Annotated in this window: 15 protein-coding genes; 7 read left to right on the top strand and 8 right to left on the bottom strand. The window is 55.5% G+C overall.

The window, feature by feature from the left end:
- The first annotated feature begins 88 nt into the window (after positions 1-88).
- Positions 89-1279: a purine ribonucleoside efflux pump NepI gene (gene nepI / locus ACOTZC_RS15590; protein ID WP_325795152.1), complete on the top strand. Its 1191-nt coding sequence runs from the start codon at positions 89-91 to the stop codon at positions 1277-1279.
- A gap of 111 nt (positions 1280-1390) precedes the next feature.
- Here nepI and ACOTZC_RS15585 read toward each other — a convergent pair whose 3' ends face one another.
- From ACOTZC_RS15585 to ACOTZC_RS15560, 6 genes are all read right to left on the bottom strand, one after another.
- Positions 1391-2296: an EamA family transporter gene (locus ACOTZC_RS15585; RefSeq protein ID WP_213751761.1), complete on the bottom strand. Its 906-nt coding sequence runs from the start codon at positions 2294-2296 to the stop codon at positions 1391-1393.
- A 148-nt stretch (positions 2297-2444) separates the two neighbouring features.
- Positions 2445-3824: a carbohydrate porin gene (locus ACOTZC_RS15580; protein ID WP_421635866.1), complete on the bottom strand. Its 1380-nt coding sequence runs from the start codon at positions 3822-3824 to the stop codon at positions 2445-2447.
- A 136-nt stretch (positions 3825-3960) separates the two neighbouring features.
- The gene (locus tag ACOTZC_RS15575; protein WP_029741865.1) at positions 3961-4263 is read right to left on the bottom strand and encodes a PTS lactose/cellobiose transporter subunit IIA; all 303 of its coding nucleotides are present in this window, start codon (positions 4261-4263) and stop codon (positions 3961-3963) included.
- A 5-nt stretch (positions 4264-4268) separates the two neighbouring features.
- Entirely contained in the window at positions 4269-5645 is a 1377-nt protein-coding gene (locus tag ACOTZC_RS15570; protein WP_421635865.1) for a glycoside hydrolase family 1 protein, read from the bottom strand.
- Between the two features lie 17 nt (positions 5646-5662).
- Complete coding sequence (locus tag ACOTZC_RS15565) at positions 5663-6988, bottom strand: PTS sugar transporter subunit IIC (RefSeq protein ID WP_039260375.1); 1326 nt, start codon at positions 6986-6988, stop codon at positions 5663-5665.
- An 11-nt stretch (positions 6989-6999) separates the two neighbouring features.
- Positions 7000-7314 (bottom strand): PTS sugar transporter subunit IIB, encoded by a 315-nt coding sequence (locus ACOTZC_RS15560; RefSeq protein WP_023309841.1) that lies wholly within the window; start codon positions 7312-7314, stop codon positions 7000-7002.
- A 293-nt stretch (positions 7315-7607) separates the two neighbouring features.
- Here ACOTZC_RS15560 and ACOTZC_RS15555 point away from each other — a divergent pair, with 293 nt between their 5' ends.
- Positions 7608-8558, top strand: coding sequence for a LacI family DNA-binding transcriptional regulator (locus ACOTZC_RS15555; protein WP_045354676.1), 951 nt, complete (start codon positions 7608-7610; stop codon positions 8556-8558).
- Between the two features lie 45 nt (positions 8559-8603).
- Here ACOTZC_RS15555 and ACOTZC_RS15550 read toward each other — a convergent pair whose 3' ends face one another.
- The gene (locus ACOTZC_RS15550) at positions 8604-8900 is read right to left on the bottom strand and encodes a YicS family protein (RefSeq protein ID WP_023309843.1); all 297 of its coding nucleotides are present in this window, start codon (positions 8898-8900) and stop codon (positions 8604-8606) included.
- A gap of 142 nt (positions 8901-9042) precedes the next feature.
- Between ACOTZC_RS15550 and ACOTZC_RS15545 the strand changes: the two genes are divergently transcribed.
- From ACOTZC_RS15545 to ACOTZC_RS15525, 5 genes are all read left to right on the top strand, one after another.
- Entirely contained in the window at positions 9043-9462 is a 420-nt protein-coding gene (locus tag ACOTZC_RS15545; RefSeq protein WP_045400413.1) for a GNAT family N-acetyltransferase, read from the top strand.
- 147 nt (positions 9463-9609) lie between these two features.
- Positions 9610-10410, top strand: coding sequence for a lipoprotein NlpA (gene nlpA / locus ACOTZC_RS15540; RefSeq protein ID WP_023309849.1), 801 nt, complete (start codon positions 9610-9612; stop codon positions 10408-10410).
- Between the two features lie 122 nt (positions 10411-10532).
- A complete protein-coding gene (locus tag ACOTZC_RS15535; protein ID WP_045400410.1) occupies positions 10533-11312 on the top strand; it encodes an MBL fold metallo-hydrolase in 780 nt (259 codons plus the stop codon).
- Between the two features lie 26 nt (positions 11313-11338).
- Positions 11339-12325 (top strand): GlxA family transcriptional regulator, encoded by a 987-nt coding sequence (locus ACOTZC_RS15530; protein WP_045354685.1) that lies wholly within the window; start codon positions 11339-11341, stop codon positions 12323-12325.
- Positions 12326-12540: 215 nt separating this feature from the next.
- Positions 12541-12870, top strand: coding sequence for a hypothetical protein (locus tag ACOTZC_RS15525; RefSeq protein WP_023309852.1), 330 nt, complete (start codon positions 12541-12543; stop codon positions 12868-12870).
- On the opposite strand, the gene ACOTZC_RS15520 is transcribed toward ACOTZC_RS15525, so the two are convergent.
- Complete coding sequence (locus tag ACOTZC_RS15520; RefSeq protein ID WP_248194427.1) at positions 12848-13651, bottom strand: DUF4225 domain-containing protein; 804 nt, start codon at positions 13649-13651, stop codon at positions 12848-12850. The genes ACOTZC_RS15525 and ACOTZC_RS15520 overlap by 23 nt on opposite strands.
- Between the last annotated feature and the right edge of the window lie 141 nt (positions 13652-13792).

The raw sequence follows: 13792 nt of genomic DNA, 5'->3' as shown, positions 1-13792 counted from the left end.
CACAAAAGTTGTCTAAACGTTAAATTCGTCACACTTTTGATGATAAACTGCGCGACTTTTCCGCACGTTTTTATCTTCAGGTGACGCCATGACAGAACATATCCAGCCCACGACCAGACCGCAGACCAACGAGGTTTCACGCCCCAACTGGTCGGCCGTTTTCGCCGTGGCATTCTGCGTCGCCTGCCTGATTACCGTTGAGTTTCTGCCGGTGAGCCTGCTGACGCCGATGGCGCAGGATCTGGGCATTTCCGAAGGCGTGGCGGGGCAGTCCGTTACCGTCACCGCGTTTGTGGCGATGTTCGCCAGCCTGTTTATCACCCAGGTGATTGGCACCATCGACCGCCGCAAGGTGGTCATCCTGTTCAGCGTGCTGCTGACGCTCTCTTGCCTGCTGGTCTCCTTTGCTGAAAGCTTTACCCTGCTGCTGCTGGGGCGCGCCTGTCTGGGGCTGGGGCTGGGCGGCTTCTGGGCGATGTCCGCTTCGCTGACCATGCGACTGGTGCCCGCGCGCACGGTGCCAAAAGCGCTTTCCGTTATCTTCGGTGCGGTCTCTATCGCGCTGGTGATTGCCGCGCCGCTCGGCAGCTTCCTCGGTGGAATTATCGGCTGGCGTAACGTCTTCAACGCTGCGGCGGTGATGGGCCTGCTCTGCATCATTTGGGTGTGGAAAGCGCTGCCGTCGCTGCCGGGCGAAGCGGCGCACCACAAACAGAACATGTTCGCGCTGCTGAAGCGCCCCGGCGTGCTGGCGGGGATGACCGCCATCTTTATGGCCTTTGCCGGGCAGTTTGCCTTCTTTACCTACATCCGCCCGGTGTTTATGACCATGGCGGGCTTTGACGTGGACGGCCTGACGCTGGTGCTGCTGAGCTTTGGTATCGCGAGTTTTGTCGGCACCTCGCTGTCGTCCCAGTTCCTGAAACGCTCCCTGAAGGTCGCGCTGGCGGGCGCGCCGCTGGTGCTGGCGGCGAGTGCGGCGGTGCTGGTGCTGTGGGGCAGCGATAAGTGGGTGGCGTCTGCCATTGCGATTATCTGGGGCTTTGCCTTTGCGCTGGTGCCGGTGGGCTGGTCGACGTGGATCACCCGCACGCTGGCCGATCAGGCGGAAAAAGCCGGGTCGATTCAGGTGGCGGTGATCCAATTGGCGAACACCTGCGGCGCGGCCATTGGCGGCGTAGCGCTCGACCATCTGGGGCTGACGTCACCGCTGGTGATTTCCGGTACGCTGATGCTGCTGACGGCACTGCTGGTGGCGGGGAAGGTTAAAGCTAAGTAGTCAATTTTCCCCTCACTCTAACCCTCTCCCCATAGGGGAGAGGGGACTGCTCGGTGCTGTCTTTTCACCCTCGCCCCTTTGGGGAGAGGGCCGGGGTGAGGGGACATCAGGCTACGCCGATGCCTTAACCCTTCTACGCGAATCCATCGAAATCAATACCACCGACGACACGATCAGCAGCGTCCCCAGCCAGTCCGGCAGGGTAAACGCCACGCCCAGCAAAATCACCGACAGCAGCGCGCTGCTCAAGGGTTCGGCGCAGCTCAGGATGCTCGCCTTCGGCCCGCCGATCATCTGCGCACCTTTCAGGTACAGGCTGAACGTCAGCGCGGTGCCGATCACCACCAGGTAGAAAAACGCCAGCAGCAGGCTGCCGTCGATCACGAAGGTGGTCCCGCGTCCGGCGTAGAACGGCGTCAGCATTAACCCGGCAATCAACATACTCCAGCCGACAATCGGCAGCGTGCCGTAGCGGGCGATCAACGTTGACGGATAGGTGGTGTAAAACGCCGCGGCAAACGCCGAGGCGATACCGAAGAACAACGCGGCAGGCGAGATGGAGAGCGAGGTCGGGTCGCCGTGGGTGACCAGCAGGAACGTCCCGACAAGCGAGGTCACAATCGCGGATAAAACAAACACGCCAGGGCGCTTTTTCCGCGCCAGCGCGAACCACGCCACGATAATGGTTGGTGACAGAAACTGCAGAACGGTAGCGGTCGCGGCGTTGGATTTTTCAATCGTCAGCAGGAAGGTGAGCTGCACGGTGAGCGCGCCGACCAGCGAGAAAAACAGCAGGCTGAGGGCGTCTTTGCGATGTTTGATCACCGAGAAAATCCTGTCGCCGTGAACGAAAGAAAGCGTCAGGAGGATCACGCCGGTAAACAGCAGGCGAACCATGGTCAGGTATGGCGAAGAAATGTGGCTTTTCTCCATGATGTACTGCGCGCAAACGCCGGAACTGCCCCATAAAACGGCGGCGATCAGGACGTTTAGCATCCCTTTACGTGTGGAACCCATGTTCTCCCCTGCGATGTTGTCGTTAATTCGGTCAACAGCATAGCATGGTTGTGTGTGGCCTGATGCCCTCACCCCGGCACTCTCCCACGGGGAGAGGGAGCAAACACTAAAAACGGCAACTCTCGTTGCCGTTTTGCTTCTACCTTGCTTAGAACCACGCCTCCCACATCGCGCCGACGTTGAAGTCGTCGAGCGTTTCGTCTTTGGTGTTGTTCACGCGCGCGGTGCGTTCGTTATCCACTTTGCCGCCGGTCACGTAGAAGCGCAGCATCGGGCGGAACTCCGGCCCCATGGCGATAGACATATTCTGCGACAGGGTCAGCTTCCAGCCCTTGTTGTCGCCGCCGTTGTCGTAATCCACGTGCTGCCAGCCCGCTTCCAGCCAGGTGGAGTGAACGTCGTTCCACCAGTGCATCGGACGCACGATGGCGTTGTAGTTCTTGCGGTTGTCGGTCTTATCGCGGCTGTTGTCGTAGTCGTGGAAGGCGAGGATGTACTCCACCTGCGTGGCCTGGGTGAATTTGTACAGCCCTTCGAAGCTGGCGTAGACCGTGGTCAGATCCTCGGTTTTGTTGAACACGCTGTTGTCCGCGTTATCGGAGTAGCGGGCGATCACCTTATTCACGCCGCTGTCGTTGGTGTGGCTAAGCACCACGCCGCCCTGCCACGCGTTCAGACGCTCGTCGCTCTCCACCGCTTTGGAGTCAAAGCCGTAGTTAGCGTACAGCTCCATGTCGATCGGGCCGAGCTTCATGCCGTGGATTTTTGAGGTCGCGGCGTAGTTGCCTTTGTCACCCGTGCCGGAACCGCCGGTACAGGTGATGCGCGACGGGTTGGCTTCATCTTCCATCACTTCCGGGCTACAGGATTCCACCGCCGCGACGGCGGCCACGTCGAACTGCACGCCGCCGATGTCGAAGTTCTTCACCCCGGCGCCCTGGCCGTCGTGGTTCATCCAGAAGTAATCGTTGATGCCCTGCTGTGGACGCTGGTGGAAGTCACGACCGGCCCAGAAATAGGCGTTCGGGTTGGAGGCCATAATGTTGGTCACCCCCGCGTAGGCTTTTTTCAGGTTAACTTCGTCGCCCCAGTGGTCGATCATCACGTTAACGTCCCAGATGGCGCCGTTTTCACCCTTAAAGGCCTTGGAGAGCTGGAATTCCCCGCCGTTGCCTTCGTTGCCCAGACGACCAATGGCCGACGCGCCGTTGTACGAGCCGTCCACCGCGACGTATTTCTGATCGGCGGCCTGGAAGTGCGTGCCGTAGCGGGCATAGCCGGTAAATTTAATCCCGAACGGGATCGCCATATCCGGAGATTGCGCCGCGCTTTGCGGCTCGGTCACCACGTCCGCTTTTTTCGCGACCGCCGCATCCATTTTAGCCTGACGTTCGGCGAGGGCTTTATCCACCGCTTTTGCCACAATGGCGTCGATTTGCTCCTGGGTGAATTCCTGCGCGAGCACGGAAATTGGGCAAAGCGCGGCGATAACCGCCATGGTTAATGGAAGTTTTTTAATCGTATTCATGGTTATCTCAATATAGTTTAATTTTATTCAGACAATAACCATCCCGCTCCGATCTGACAGAGTATGTCGCTATCATCAGAACAAGTGGATCTCTATTTAGGGTACAGAGGTATTACAGTAATTATTTCGCCATAGACTATCTCTGATATAAATGAATAATTTCTTCGGATAATTCACGCGCTAATAAGGAATTCATTAAATGATCCTGCGCGTGCACCATAATTAACGTCATCGGCTGGCGGCCTTCGCCCGCATCCTGCTCGATCAGTTTGGTCTGCATCTTGTGCGCCTGGCGCGCGTAGCCGTCGGCTTCGCGCAGCAGGCTTTTGGCCTCGTCAATGTTGCCCTGGCGCGCCGCGTGCAGTGCTTCAAAGCACAGGCTGCGGGACTGTCCGGCATTGACGATAATTTCCATTACGGCTTCTTCTAATGCGATCATCATCATTACTCTTTATCAAAACTATTATTTAACGCGGTGGCGGCAAACCACTCTCCGCTTTTCTTAATGGTGCGTTTCTGCGTCTCTAAATCGAGCTGGATAAATCCGTAGCGATTTTTATACGCGTTGCACCACGACCAGTTATCAATAAACGTCCACATATGATAGCCAAGACAATTGCACCCTTCGCTAATACCCTTATGCAGCCAGGCTAAATGTTCGGAAATAAACTCGATGCGGTATTGATCGTTAATCTGGCCGTTTTCAATAAAGCGCTGCTCGTTTTCGACGCCCATGCCGTTTTCAGAAATAAAGCAGCGAGGGTTGCCGTAATTGTCGCGCAGGTTGACCAGAATATCGTAAATACCCGGCTCGTAGATTTCCCAGCCGCGGTACGGGTTCATCTTGCGGCCCGGCATCTCGTAGCTATCAAAGAACCACTCCGGCATAAACGGCGCCTGCGGGTTCACCGCGCTGTCGCGACACTTCACGCGACGCGGCTGATAGTAATTCACGCCGAGCAGGTCGATTTTCCCTTCCGCAATCAGGAAACCGTCTTCCGGTTTACAGGCGGGTAATTGATCGCAGGATTTCAGCAGCGCGACCAGGTCCGCCGGGTATTCGCCGCGCAGGACCGGGTCAAGGAAGCTGCGGTTAAACATCAGGTCCGCGATGTGCGCCGCCTTCACGTCCGCCGGGTTCTGCGAGCGCGGGTACGACGGCGTCAGGTTCAGCACGATGCCAATCTCCCCCGCGTAATGCCCGGCGCGGTAGGCCTGCACCGCTTTCGCATGGGCCAGCACGGTGTGATACGCCACGGTGGCCGCCCGACGAAAATCCACCACGTTGGGGTAGTGGAAGTCGTACAGATAACCGCCTTCCACCGGCACGATCGGCTCGTTGAAGGTAAACCAGTGCAGCACGCGATCGCCGTACAGCTCAAAGCAAATCTGCGCATAGCGGGCGTAGGCGTCCACCACGTCGCGGTTTTCCCAGCCGCCGATCTCCTGCATCGCCATCGGCATGTCGAAATGGAACAGGGTCATAAACGGCGTGATGCCCTGTTCATTCAGCTCATCAATGACCTGATTGTAAAAATCGACCGCTTCCGGGTTCACTTCACCGATACCGTCGGGGATCAGGCGCGCCCAGCTAATCGAGGTGCGAAAGCTGTTGTGGTTCAGCTGCTTTAACAGCTGAATGTCCGTTTTCCAGTGCTGATAGAACGTGGAGGTCTGCTGCGGCCCCACGCCGTTGTGAAAACGGTTCGGCTCGCGGGCAAACCAGTAATCCCATGTGGTTTCGCCCTCTCTTGCCCCTTCGGTCTGGAGAGCGGAGCTTGCGCTGCCCCACCAGAAGTTATCGGGAAATGCGTATTTCATGACTCTTCCTCTTTGACTTAATTGCTGGCGGTCTCGGCGGCGCCGACGGTTGCCTGGGCCTTCTGCTCTTCGTTTTTGATGAGCGTACGCTCATAGGCGCGCAGGAACGGCAGGTACATCAGCGCGGACATCACCATACAGACCAGGCACATCACCACCGGGCTCAGCGCCCAGTTTGCTGCCCACGAAGCGCCAATCGGTGCAGGGGTGGTCCACGGGGTTAACGACACGACCTGCGCCAGCCAGCCGAGCTTGGTTGCGCCGTACGCCAGGCAGGCGTTGACCAGCGGAACGAACACGAACGGGATAAACAGCATCGGGTTCATGATGATCGGCGCGCCGAACAGAATCGGTTCGTTGATATTGAAGAAGCTCGGCACCACGCCCATTTTGCCGATGGTGCGAAGGTGGGTAACGCGGCTGCGCAGCAGCAGGAACGCCAGCGGCAGCGTGGAGCCTACGCCGCCAATCAGCAGGTAGTGATCCCAGAAGCCCTGAAGATAAACGTGCGGCAGCGCCGCGCCTGCGGCGAGTGCCGCCTGGTTTGCGGAGAGGTTAGCCATCCAGAACGGGTTCATGATGCCGGTGACAATCAGCGAGCCGTGAATACCGGCGAACCAGAAGATCTGGCACAGCAGCACGGAGAGCAGAATGGCGGGCAGGGAGTCAGACGCGGACACCAGCGGCTCCAGCAGGTGCATGATCGCCTGCGGGATGATCATTCCGGTCTGCGCTTCGATGAACAGGTTCAGCGGGTGCAGCGTACCGATCACCACCATCACCGGGATCAGGATCTCAAACGAGCGCGCCACACCGGTCGGGACTTCCTTCGGCAGGCGAATGGTCACGTTGTTCTGCTTCAGCCACGCGTAGACGCGGGTGGCGTAAATGGCGGTGATCAGCGCGGTGAAGATGCCCTGGCCGGAGAGATACTGGGTCGAGATCTTGCCGTCGGCATACGGCGCGGCGACCAGCAGGAAGGCCATAAAGGCCAGCAGGCCGGACATCACCGGGTCGAGGTTGAACTGACGCCCCAGGCTTGCCCCAATCCCCACCGAAATGAAGAAGGTCATCACGCCCATGCTGAGGTTAAACGGCAGCATCAGCTGCTCGCGATAGGTCTGGGAGAAATCCAGCCAGCCGCGGGCAAAGCTGTTGGTGGTATCCGCCGAGAACGGCGGGAAGATGAACACCAGCATAAACGAGCCGATGATCATAAACGGCAGCGCGGCGGTAAAGCCGTCGCGGATGGCAATCACATACTTTTGCTGACCCAGCTTCGCGGCCAGCGGGGTAATTGACTGCTCAATCACCGCGACCATGGATTGATATAACGAACTCATGTGAACACCTTTTAGTGTGCCGCTTCGATGAGCGACAGAGCATAGTCCAGTACTTTATCGCCACGCTGCATGCCGTAGTCCATCATATCGATGGGCTGCACCGGAATGCCTTTCGTAGCCGCCTTGTCTGAGAGTGTCTGTAACATGTATTTCACTTGCGGTCCGAGAAGGACAACCTGGTATTGCGGAAACTGCGTATCAAATTCGGAAACACCGTACGCATCAATCTTCACCGGCAAACCACGTTCTTTCGCGACATCGATCATTTTGCTGACCAGCAGGCTGGTGGACATCCCGGCAGAGCAGCACAGCATAATCTTGAACATCGACAACCATCCTCTAAATGTAAAAAGTTATTGCGAGGATGATTGGACATTATACGGAAACCGGTTTCCATTCATAAAAGACAGAAGTGTGATACCCATCAATATCCCTTACTTATGAGGCTAATTAACCGGATGTGCATCACATAATTTGGCTGTTTTGACATCATTTTGAGTGGAAACGGAAAATCGGTTTCCATGGAAAACGGAAACGGATATACTCCGTTCTGGCTATAATGTGAGCCGAAGCGGTCATGGAATTTGCAGGCGCGAGGTAAGCCTGCCAGGGGAAAGAGATGTCGACAATCAATGATGTATCACGTCTTGCCGGGGTGTCTAAAGCCACGGTATCGCGAGTGTTGAGCGGGTCGCGTGGCGTTAAGGAAGCCAGCCGTCAGGCCGTATTAAAAGCGGTGGATGAGCTGAATTACCGGCCTAACGTGATTGCCCAGTCGCTGCTGAGCCAGTCGACGGGCTGTATCGGGGTGATTTGCGCGCAGGAAAACATTAACCAGACCACCGGTTATCTCTACGCGCTGGAAAAACAGCTCAGCCAGCATCAAAAACATCTCCTGCTGCGCTTCGCGCACAGCAAAGCGGAAGTGATGCACGCCCTTGAAGAACTCTCCTGCGGGCTTTGCGATGACATCCTGGTGATTGGCGCCCGTTTCCCGCTGGACGTGGATATGGACAACGTCATTCTGGTGGACTGTATGGAGACTGATAATTCCAACAGCATCCAGTTCGATCATGCCTTTGCCGCCGAGACCGCCTGTAACTACCTCACCAGCCAGGGGCGTCGCCAGATTGCGCTGATCCATCCGCACGGCAGCGGTTTTGCCGATCAGGTGCTGCTCGGCTACAAGCACGCGCTGGAGAAAAATTTCCTGCCCTTTAATCGCAGCCTGGTCTTTATGGACGCGACCTCCTCGTCCGTTGCGCTACAGGAGCTGCTTAATAACGCCAGTACTCTGAACTTCAACGCGCTGCTGGTGGCGGATGAGCAGGAAGCCCAGCGGGTGATCCCGCAGCTGCAGGCGTTTAACAAATCGGTGCCGGACGACATCATGGTCTTCAGCCTGGCCGGATCGCTGCACCTGCCGGGTATTCCGGTGATCCCGGCGATTGAATATTCCATGGACGCGATGGCGGCGCGGATTGTGAGCTGGCTGACGGAGAAAACGCAGATGCTCGGGTCCTATGTTCTGCGCGGGGATTTGATTATTCCGGACATGCGGAAGCGTTAAAAATGTTTTCCAGGCCGGGTAAGCGCAGCGCCACCCGGCGGGAACTCAATAATCTTCCATACAATCCACTTGGCCAATCGCCCCCCAGTAGGCATCCAGGTTGTCGCGCTTAACGGCGGTGATGGCATTTTTGATCAGCAGCTGATTGGCCTCGGACGACAAAATCATCTCCTGCCAGGCTTTATCGCTCTGCTTTTTCTGTGGCGTACAGGTTTTCTTAATATCTTTAAGGACCTGCTGCTTTATTTGCGCCTCTTTCGCGGGGTCATCCTTTTCCTGAGCATGGACAAACGCGGCGAAGAGCAGACAAACCAGCAGGCAGACCAGGTGCGCAGCTTTCATCACAACCCCCTTTTAGAAGTCACATGCTTCCCATGAAATATATCGTTACATTCAGTGTAGCGACGCCAGCCGAAAGTATGAATTTTCTCCAGGAGATCTGTGTGAGATAGTGAAGCGGCACAGATAACAAGGAGATAAAAATATGCAGCTGAGCATTACTCGTGCGGTTACGGCGCAGGAAAAAGAAGAGTTACTCACGGGCCTGAGAGCCTACAATGCGCAGTTTCTGGATCTATCCACCTTCAGCGGGGATATTGGCGTTTACGTGCGGGATGATAAAGGCGTCATGCTCGGCGGGCTAATTGGGGTGCGTAAAGGCGACTGGCTGAATATCGACTTTCTCTGGGTGAGCGATGCCGTGCGCGGATCCGGCGTGGGCAGTCAGCTTATCAAAGCGGCCGAAGAGGAAGCCAGACGCAAAGGCTGCAAACACGCGCTGGTCGATACCGCCAGCTTCCAGGCGCGTCCGTTCTATGAAAAACAGGGGTACCAGTTGCAGATGTCTTTGCAGGATTATCCGTACCCGGGCATGCAGCGACATTACCTGGCGAAAGCGCTTTAAGCTCGGAATCTGTTGGCCGGGTAAGCGCAGCGCCACCCGGCAATACCCGCATATAACTTATCCTTCTTATTGATTCTTTTTCGGTTTTTATTTCACCGCCTCGTTGTCGATATAGTCACTACAACATTTAGCAAAAGGAACTGTCTTGTGAAACGTCGATTGGGTGCTCTGGTACTTGCTGGCCTGCTGCTGGCAGGGTGCGATCAAAGTGGCAGCGATGCCAAACACATTAAAGTGGGCGTCATCAACGGCGCTGAACAGGACGTAGCGGAAGTTGCCAAAAAGGTGGCAAAAGAGAAATATGGCCTGGACGTGGAGCTGGTGGGCTTCAGCGGCTCGCTGTTGCCTAACGATGCCACCAACCAAGGGGAACTGGATGCTAACGTCTTCCAGCATCGCCCGTTCCTCGCTGAGGATAACAAGGCGCATAACTACAAGCTGGTGGCCGTGGCGAACACCTTTGTTTTTCCGATGGCCGGCTATTCCCGCAAAATCAAATCCGTCTCTGACCTGAAGGACGGGGCGACCATTGCCATTCCAAACGACCCGACCAACCTTGGCCGCGCGCTGTTGCTGCTGCAAAAGGAGAAGCTCATTACCCTGAAGCCGGACACCGGGCTGCTGCCGACGGCGCTGGATATTACCGCCAACCCTAAACAGCTGAAAATTATGGAGCTGGAAGGGGCACAGCTGCCGCGCGTGCTGGACGACCCGAAAGTGGATGTCGCCATCATCAGCACTACCTATATTCAGCAAACAGGGCTGTCGCCGGTGCATGACAGCGTCTTTATTGAGGATAAAAACTCGCCGTACGTGAACATTGTGGTGACGCGCGAAGACAACAAAGACGCGGAGAACGTGAAGGAATTTATCCAGTCGTATCAATCGCCTGAGGTAGCGAAAGCGGCGGAGACGATCTTTAACGGCGGGGCGGTGCCGGGCTGGTAAACGATCTGACGGAAAACGGGTTGCTTAACTTGGCCCGATTCCATCGGTAATCGCCCTTTAACCCACAGCGTCAATTGTGACGGCTGGCTATCCTCCTTATCACACCAACCGGAGGATAGCCCATGAACATTACCCATATTCGCAACGCCACCCAGCTGATTACCTACGCCGGAAAACGTCTTTTAATCGACCCGATGCTGGCCCCGAAGGGGGCTTATCCGGGCTTTCCCGGTACGGCGTATGCCGAACGCCGTAACCCGACTGTCGAACTCCCCGTTGACGTCAACACGCTGCTGGATGCTGACGCGGTGATCGTCACCCATACCCATGACGATCACTGGGATCGCGCCGCGGCGGAGCTGATCGCCAAAGACAAACCGATCTACGTGCAAAACGATCGTGACGCCGCGCTGCTGCGAAGCCAGGGATTCAGCAACCTGACGGTCATGACCGACGCGACCTTCTTCGGCGATATTCAGATTACGAAAACCCACGGCGGGCAGCACGGCACCGATCGCGCTTACGCCGTGCCGGAGCTGGCGGAGCGGCTGGGTGAGGCCTGCGGCGTGGTGCTGCGTCATCCCGATGAGAAGACGCTTTATCTTGCCGGGGATACCATCTGGCGTGACGAAGTGGCGGCCGACCTGCAAAAGCACCAGCCGGACGTGGTGGTGCTGAACGCGGGCTATGCCCACGTCATTGGTTTTGGGCCCATTATTATGGGGCAGGAGGATGTGCTCAACGTTCATTTCCTGCTGCCGCAGGCAAACATTGTGGCGATCCATATGGAGGCGATTAACCACTGCCTGTTGACCCGCAGCGCGCTGCGTGAGTACGTTGAAGCCAATCAGGTGAGTGACGCGGTGAGCATTCCCAAGGATGGCGAAACCGTTATATTCTGAGTGCGTTAAAGGGAAAGGAGAGACAGATGTCGCTAATCAACGTCGCGATTGTCGCGGTAGACGGGTTCAGCCCGTTCCACTACTCCGTTCCCTGCATTCTGTTTGGCGATTCGGTCTCCGGCGAAAAGCGCTTTAACGTGACGATCTGCGCCGAAACGCCGGGTTTTCTCACCTCAAAAGACGGATTTGCCCTCAACGCCACGCAGGATTACACTGCCATTGGCCAGGCCGATATTGTTGTCGTTCCCTACTGGCAGCACGTCCTTGAACGACCGCCCCAGACGCTGCTCGACAGCCTGGTGCAGGCGAGAGACAACGGCGCGGAAATCGTCGGGCTGTGTCTGGGGTCGTTTGTGCTGGCCTGGGCGGGGCTCCTCGACGGCAAACGTGCAGCCACCCACTGGGAGTTCGAGCATCAGTTCCAGTCGCTTTTCCCGTACGTTCAGCTGGATATTAATGCCCTTTACGTGGATGACGGCAATATCATCACCTCTGCTGGAACGGCGGCTGCGCTGGACTGCTGCCTGTATATCATTCGCCAGCGCTTTGGCAGCGTGGTTGCCAACCAGATTGCCCGTCGGATGATTGTTCCGCCCTACCGCGAAGGCGGGCAGGCGCAGTTCATCGCCCAGCCGGTACCCAAAGATACCCGCGACGGACGTATTAACTGTCTGATCGATTATCTTCAGCAGCACATCACCGAACCGCATAGCCTGGACTCGCTGGCAGAGGTGGTTTCGATGAGCCGCCGCACCCTGACCCGCCATTTTATTAAAGCCACGGGAATGAGCGTCTCCGACTGGCTGACCGCCGAACGCCTGCGGCGCAGCCAGATCCTGCTTGAAGCCGGAAATATGCCGATTGAGCGCGTGGCCGAGCTGGTGGGATTTAATTCCGCCGTCACCTGGCGACAGCAGTTTAAGGCGCGTTTTGGGGTCAGTCCGGCGGAGTGGCGAAAGACGTTTCGCATTCAGCCGTCTTCAGAAAATGATAATTCTGTTGCGCTGGAGTGAAAAGCCGTGGGCGGCATCTATTTGTTGAGGTTACGAACGTCCCTGACGAGCGAGTCTTAAATCCCGTAATCTTTTGTTTTTTTACTTTAGCCGCCAGTGTCTTTTTAGCGTGATCCTGATTTTTGCTGTTTAATGCTGATGCATCAGAATGGTTACAAGACGCCTCTCTTCCGGTTAAGATATTCCACGTTACTTTCCAGAGAAAAGGTAGTGGCATGAACAATATTGAAACGCAGTTACTAGAATCAGGTTTCACCGTAAAAGAATTAGCGTATCTGAACCGGAACATTAGCCGTTATGGTTCATCCTTGCTCGAGGTAGTACTTGAGTTAGGTAAGCGATTTATCATGGTTCTGTTTCTTACTGCGGTTGTGGCTTTGATTTTTCTGGCGCTTCTTTTTTTCGCTGAGCATTACAATATTGTTTCCGGGGGCATTTCTCTTTTCATCGTGTTGGTGATTGTCTGGTTTTTTCAACCCCCGGTCATTACCTACAAAGCCTGGCGCTACAGAAAGAAATACATTAGTTCTGGCCAGACGCATTAGAAATTAAATCAAACGAGACTTTTGCAGACACACCCCAGCCGACAATTTTCATAGTGAGCGCTGCGCGATTCATTCCGTCGACCTTGCGGTAGAAATCCAGCGGGAGATAGCGAAACAGACGCCATGATTCGGGTTTTCGGATGGCGCCAAATACCGTATAGACGCTTGCGGCCAGGCTTACGCTGTTAAATACTCCCAGTGCTGATTCACGTTTAAATCCCATAAACTGAGCGATATCCATGACGCCATCTGCCAGCATTCCTTCGGAATTTGGTTGATGTTGAAGCGTTCTGTTAATTTCTTTTGAAATGGCATTTGCACCATCCATAACCAGAATCGCTCCTGCAAGCGCACCCACTGGGTTCATTGTCATCATTGCACCTACACCTGCAACAATCTGTAATCCTGAAAGCACCACCTTAATCGACGAGATAACATAACCGACAACTTTGTTATTTTCTTTAACCAGTTCAATTTGAGCAAAAAGCTGAGCTGTACGTGAGCGAAGCATTCTGCTTTGATCAAGAAGACTTTCGTTCTCTGTCCGGATGTTTTTCAGGCATTCCATGCACTCCTCATGACTTCTGGCCGCCTGGGTAGCGCTAAATTGTTGCATCACAAACTGCCGAATATCATCCATAAACTTAATCCGTGCGAGTCCATCGCTGAGATGTTGCCCTCCGACAATATTCGCAGTATTGATAAGCTTCCGGGCTTCAAGATTTATCATTGTTTCAGCCCATGCACGGGCGTTTTGACCAGGGAAAAGTGCAATATCCATTTAAATTTTCTCATCTGATAACCAATATTTACAGATTATCCTTCCAGCAGAAACTGGCAACAATAAATTGGGGCATGTATCGCGAGCCAGCAAGCGCCAAAGGCATATCCCGGCGAAAATCATTTTCGTCGTTGGTGGCTA

It is taken from the genome of Enterobacter cloacae complex sp. SHL009 (assembly GCF_049237205.1).
GTDB lineage: Bacteria > Pseudomonadota > Gammaproteobacteria > Enterobacterales > Enterobacteriaceae > Enterobacter > Enterobacter cloacae_M.
This window is presented reverse-complemented; position numbering and strand designations above follow the sequence as displayed.

What these genes read in the sequence shown, in the direction of transcription:
- nepI (WP_325795152.1), top strand. Translation starts at nt 89, where the DNA reads ATGACAGAACATATCCAGCCCACGACCAGACCGCAGACCAACGAGGTT.
- ACOTZC_RS15585 (WP_213751761.1), bottom strand. Translation starts at nt 2,296, where the DNA reads ATGGGTTCCACACGTAAAGGGATGCTAAACGTCCTGATCGCCGCCGTT.
- ACOTZC_RS15580 (WP_421635866.1), bottom strand. Translation starts at nt 3,824, where the DNA reads ATGAATACGATTAAAAAACTTCCATTAACCATGGCGGTTATCGCCGCG.
- ACOTZC_RS15575 (WP_029741865.1), bottom strand. Translation starts at nt 4,263, where the DNA reads ATGATCGCATTAGAAGAAGCCGTAATGGAAATTATCGTCAATGCCGGA.
- ACOTZC_RS15570 (WP_421635865.1), bottom strand. Translation starts at nt 5,645, where the DNA reads ATGAAATACGCATTTCCCGATAACTTCTGGTGGGGCAGCGCAAGCTCC.
- ACOTZC_RS15565 (WP_039260375.1), bottom strand. Translation starts at nt 6,988, where the DNA reads ATGAGTTCGTTATATCAATCCATGGTCGCGGTGATTGAGCAGTCAATT.
- ACOTZC_RS15560 (WP_023309841.1), bottom strand. Translation starts at nt 7,314, where the DNA reads ATGTTCAAGATTATGCTGTGCTGCTCTGCCGGGATGTCCACCAGCCTG.
- ACOTZC_RS15555 (WP_045354676.1), top strand. Translation starts at nt 7,608, where the DNA reads ATGTCGACAATCAATGATGTATCACGTCTTGCCGGGGTGTCTAAAGCC.
- ACOTZC_RS15550 (WP_023309843.1), bottom strand. Translation starts at nt 8,900, where the DNA reads ATGAAAGCTGCGCACCTGGTCTGCCTGCTGGTTTGTCTGCTCTTCGCC.
- ACOTZC_RS15545 (WP_045400413.1), top strand. Translation starts at nt 9,043, where the DNA reads ATGCAGCTGAGCATTACTCGTGCGGTTACGGCGCAGGAAAAAGAAGAG.
- ACOTZC_RS15535 (WP_045400410.1), top strand. Translation starts at nt 10,533, where the DNA reads ATGAACATTACCCATATTCGCAACGCCACCCAGCTGATTACCTACGCC.
- ACOTZC_RS15530 (WP_045354685.1), top strand. Translation starts at nt 11,339, where the DNA reads ATGTCGCTAATCAACGTCGCGATTGTCGCGGTAGACGGGTTCAGCCCG.
- ACOTZC_RS15525 (WP_023309852.1), top strand. Translation starts at nt 12,541, where the DNA reads ATGAACAATATTGAAACGCAGTTACTAGAATCAGGTTTCACCGTAAAA.
- ACOTZC_RS15520 (WP_248194427.1), bottom strand. Translation starts at nt 13,651, where the DNA reads ATGGATATTGCACTTTTCCCTGGTCAAAACGCCCGTGCATGGGCTGAA.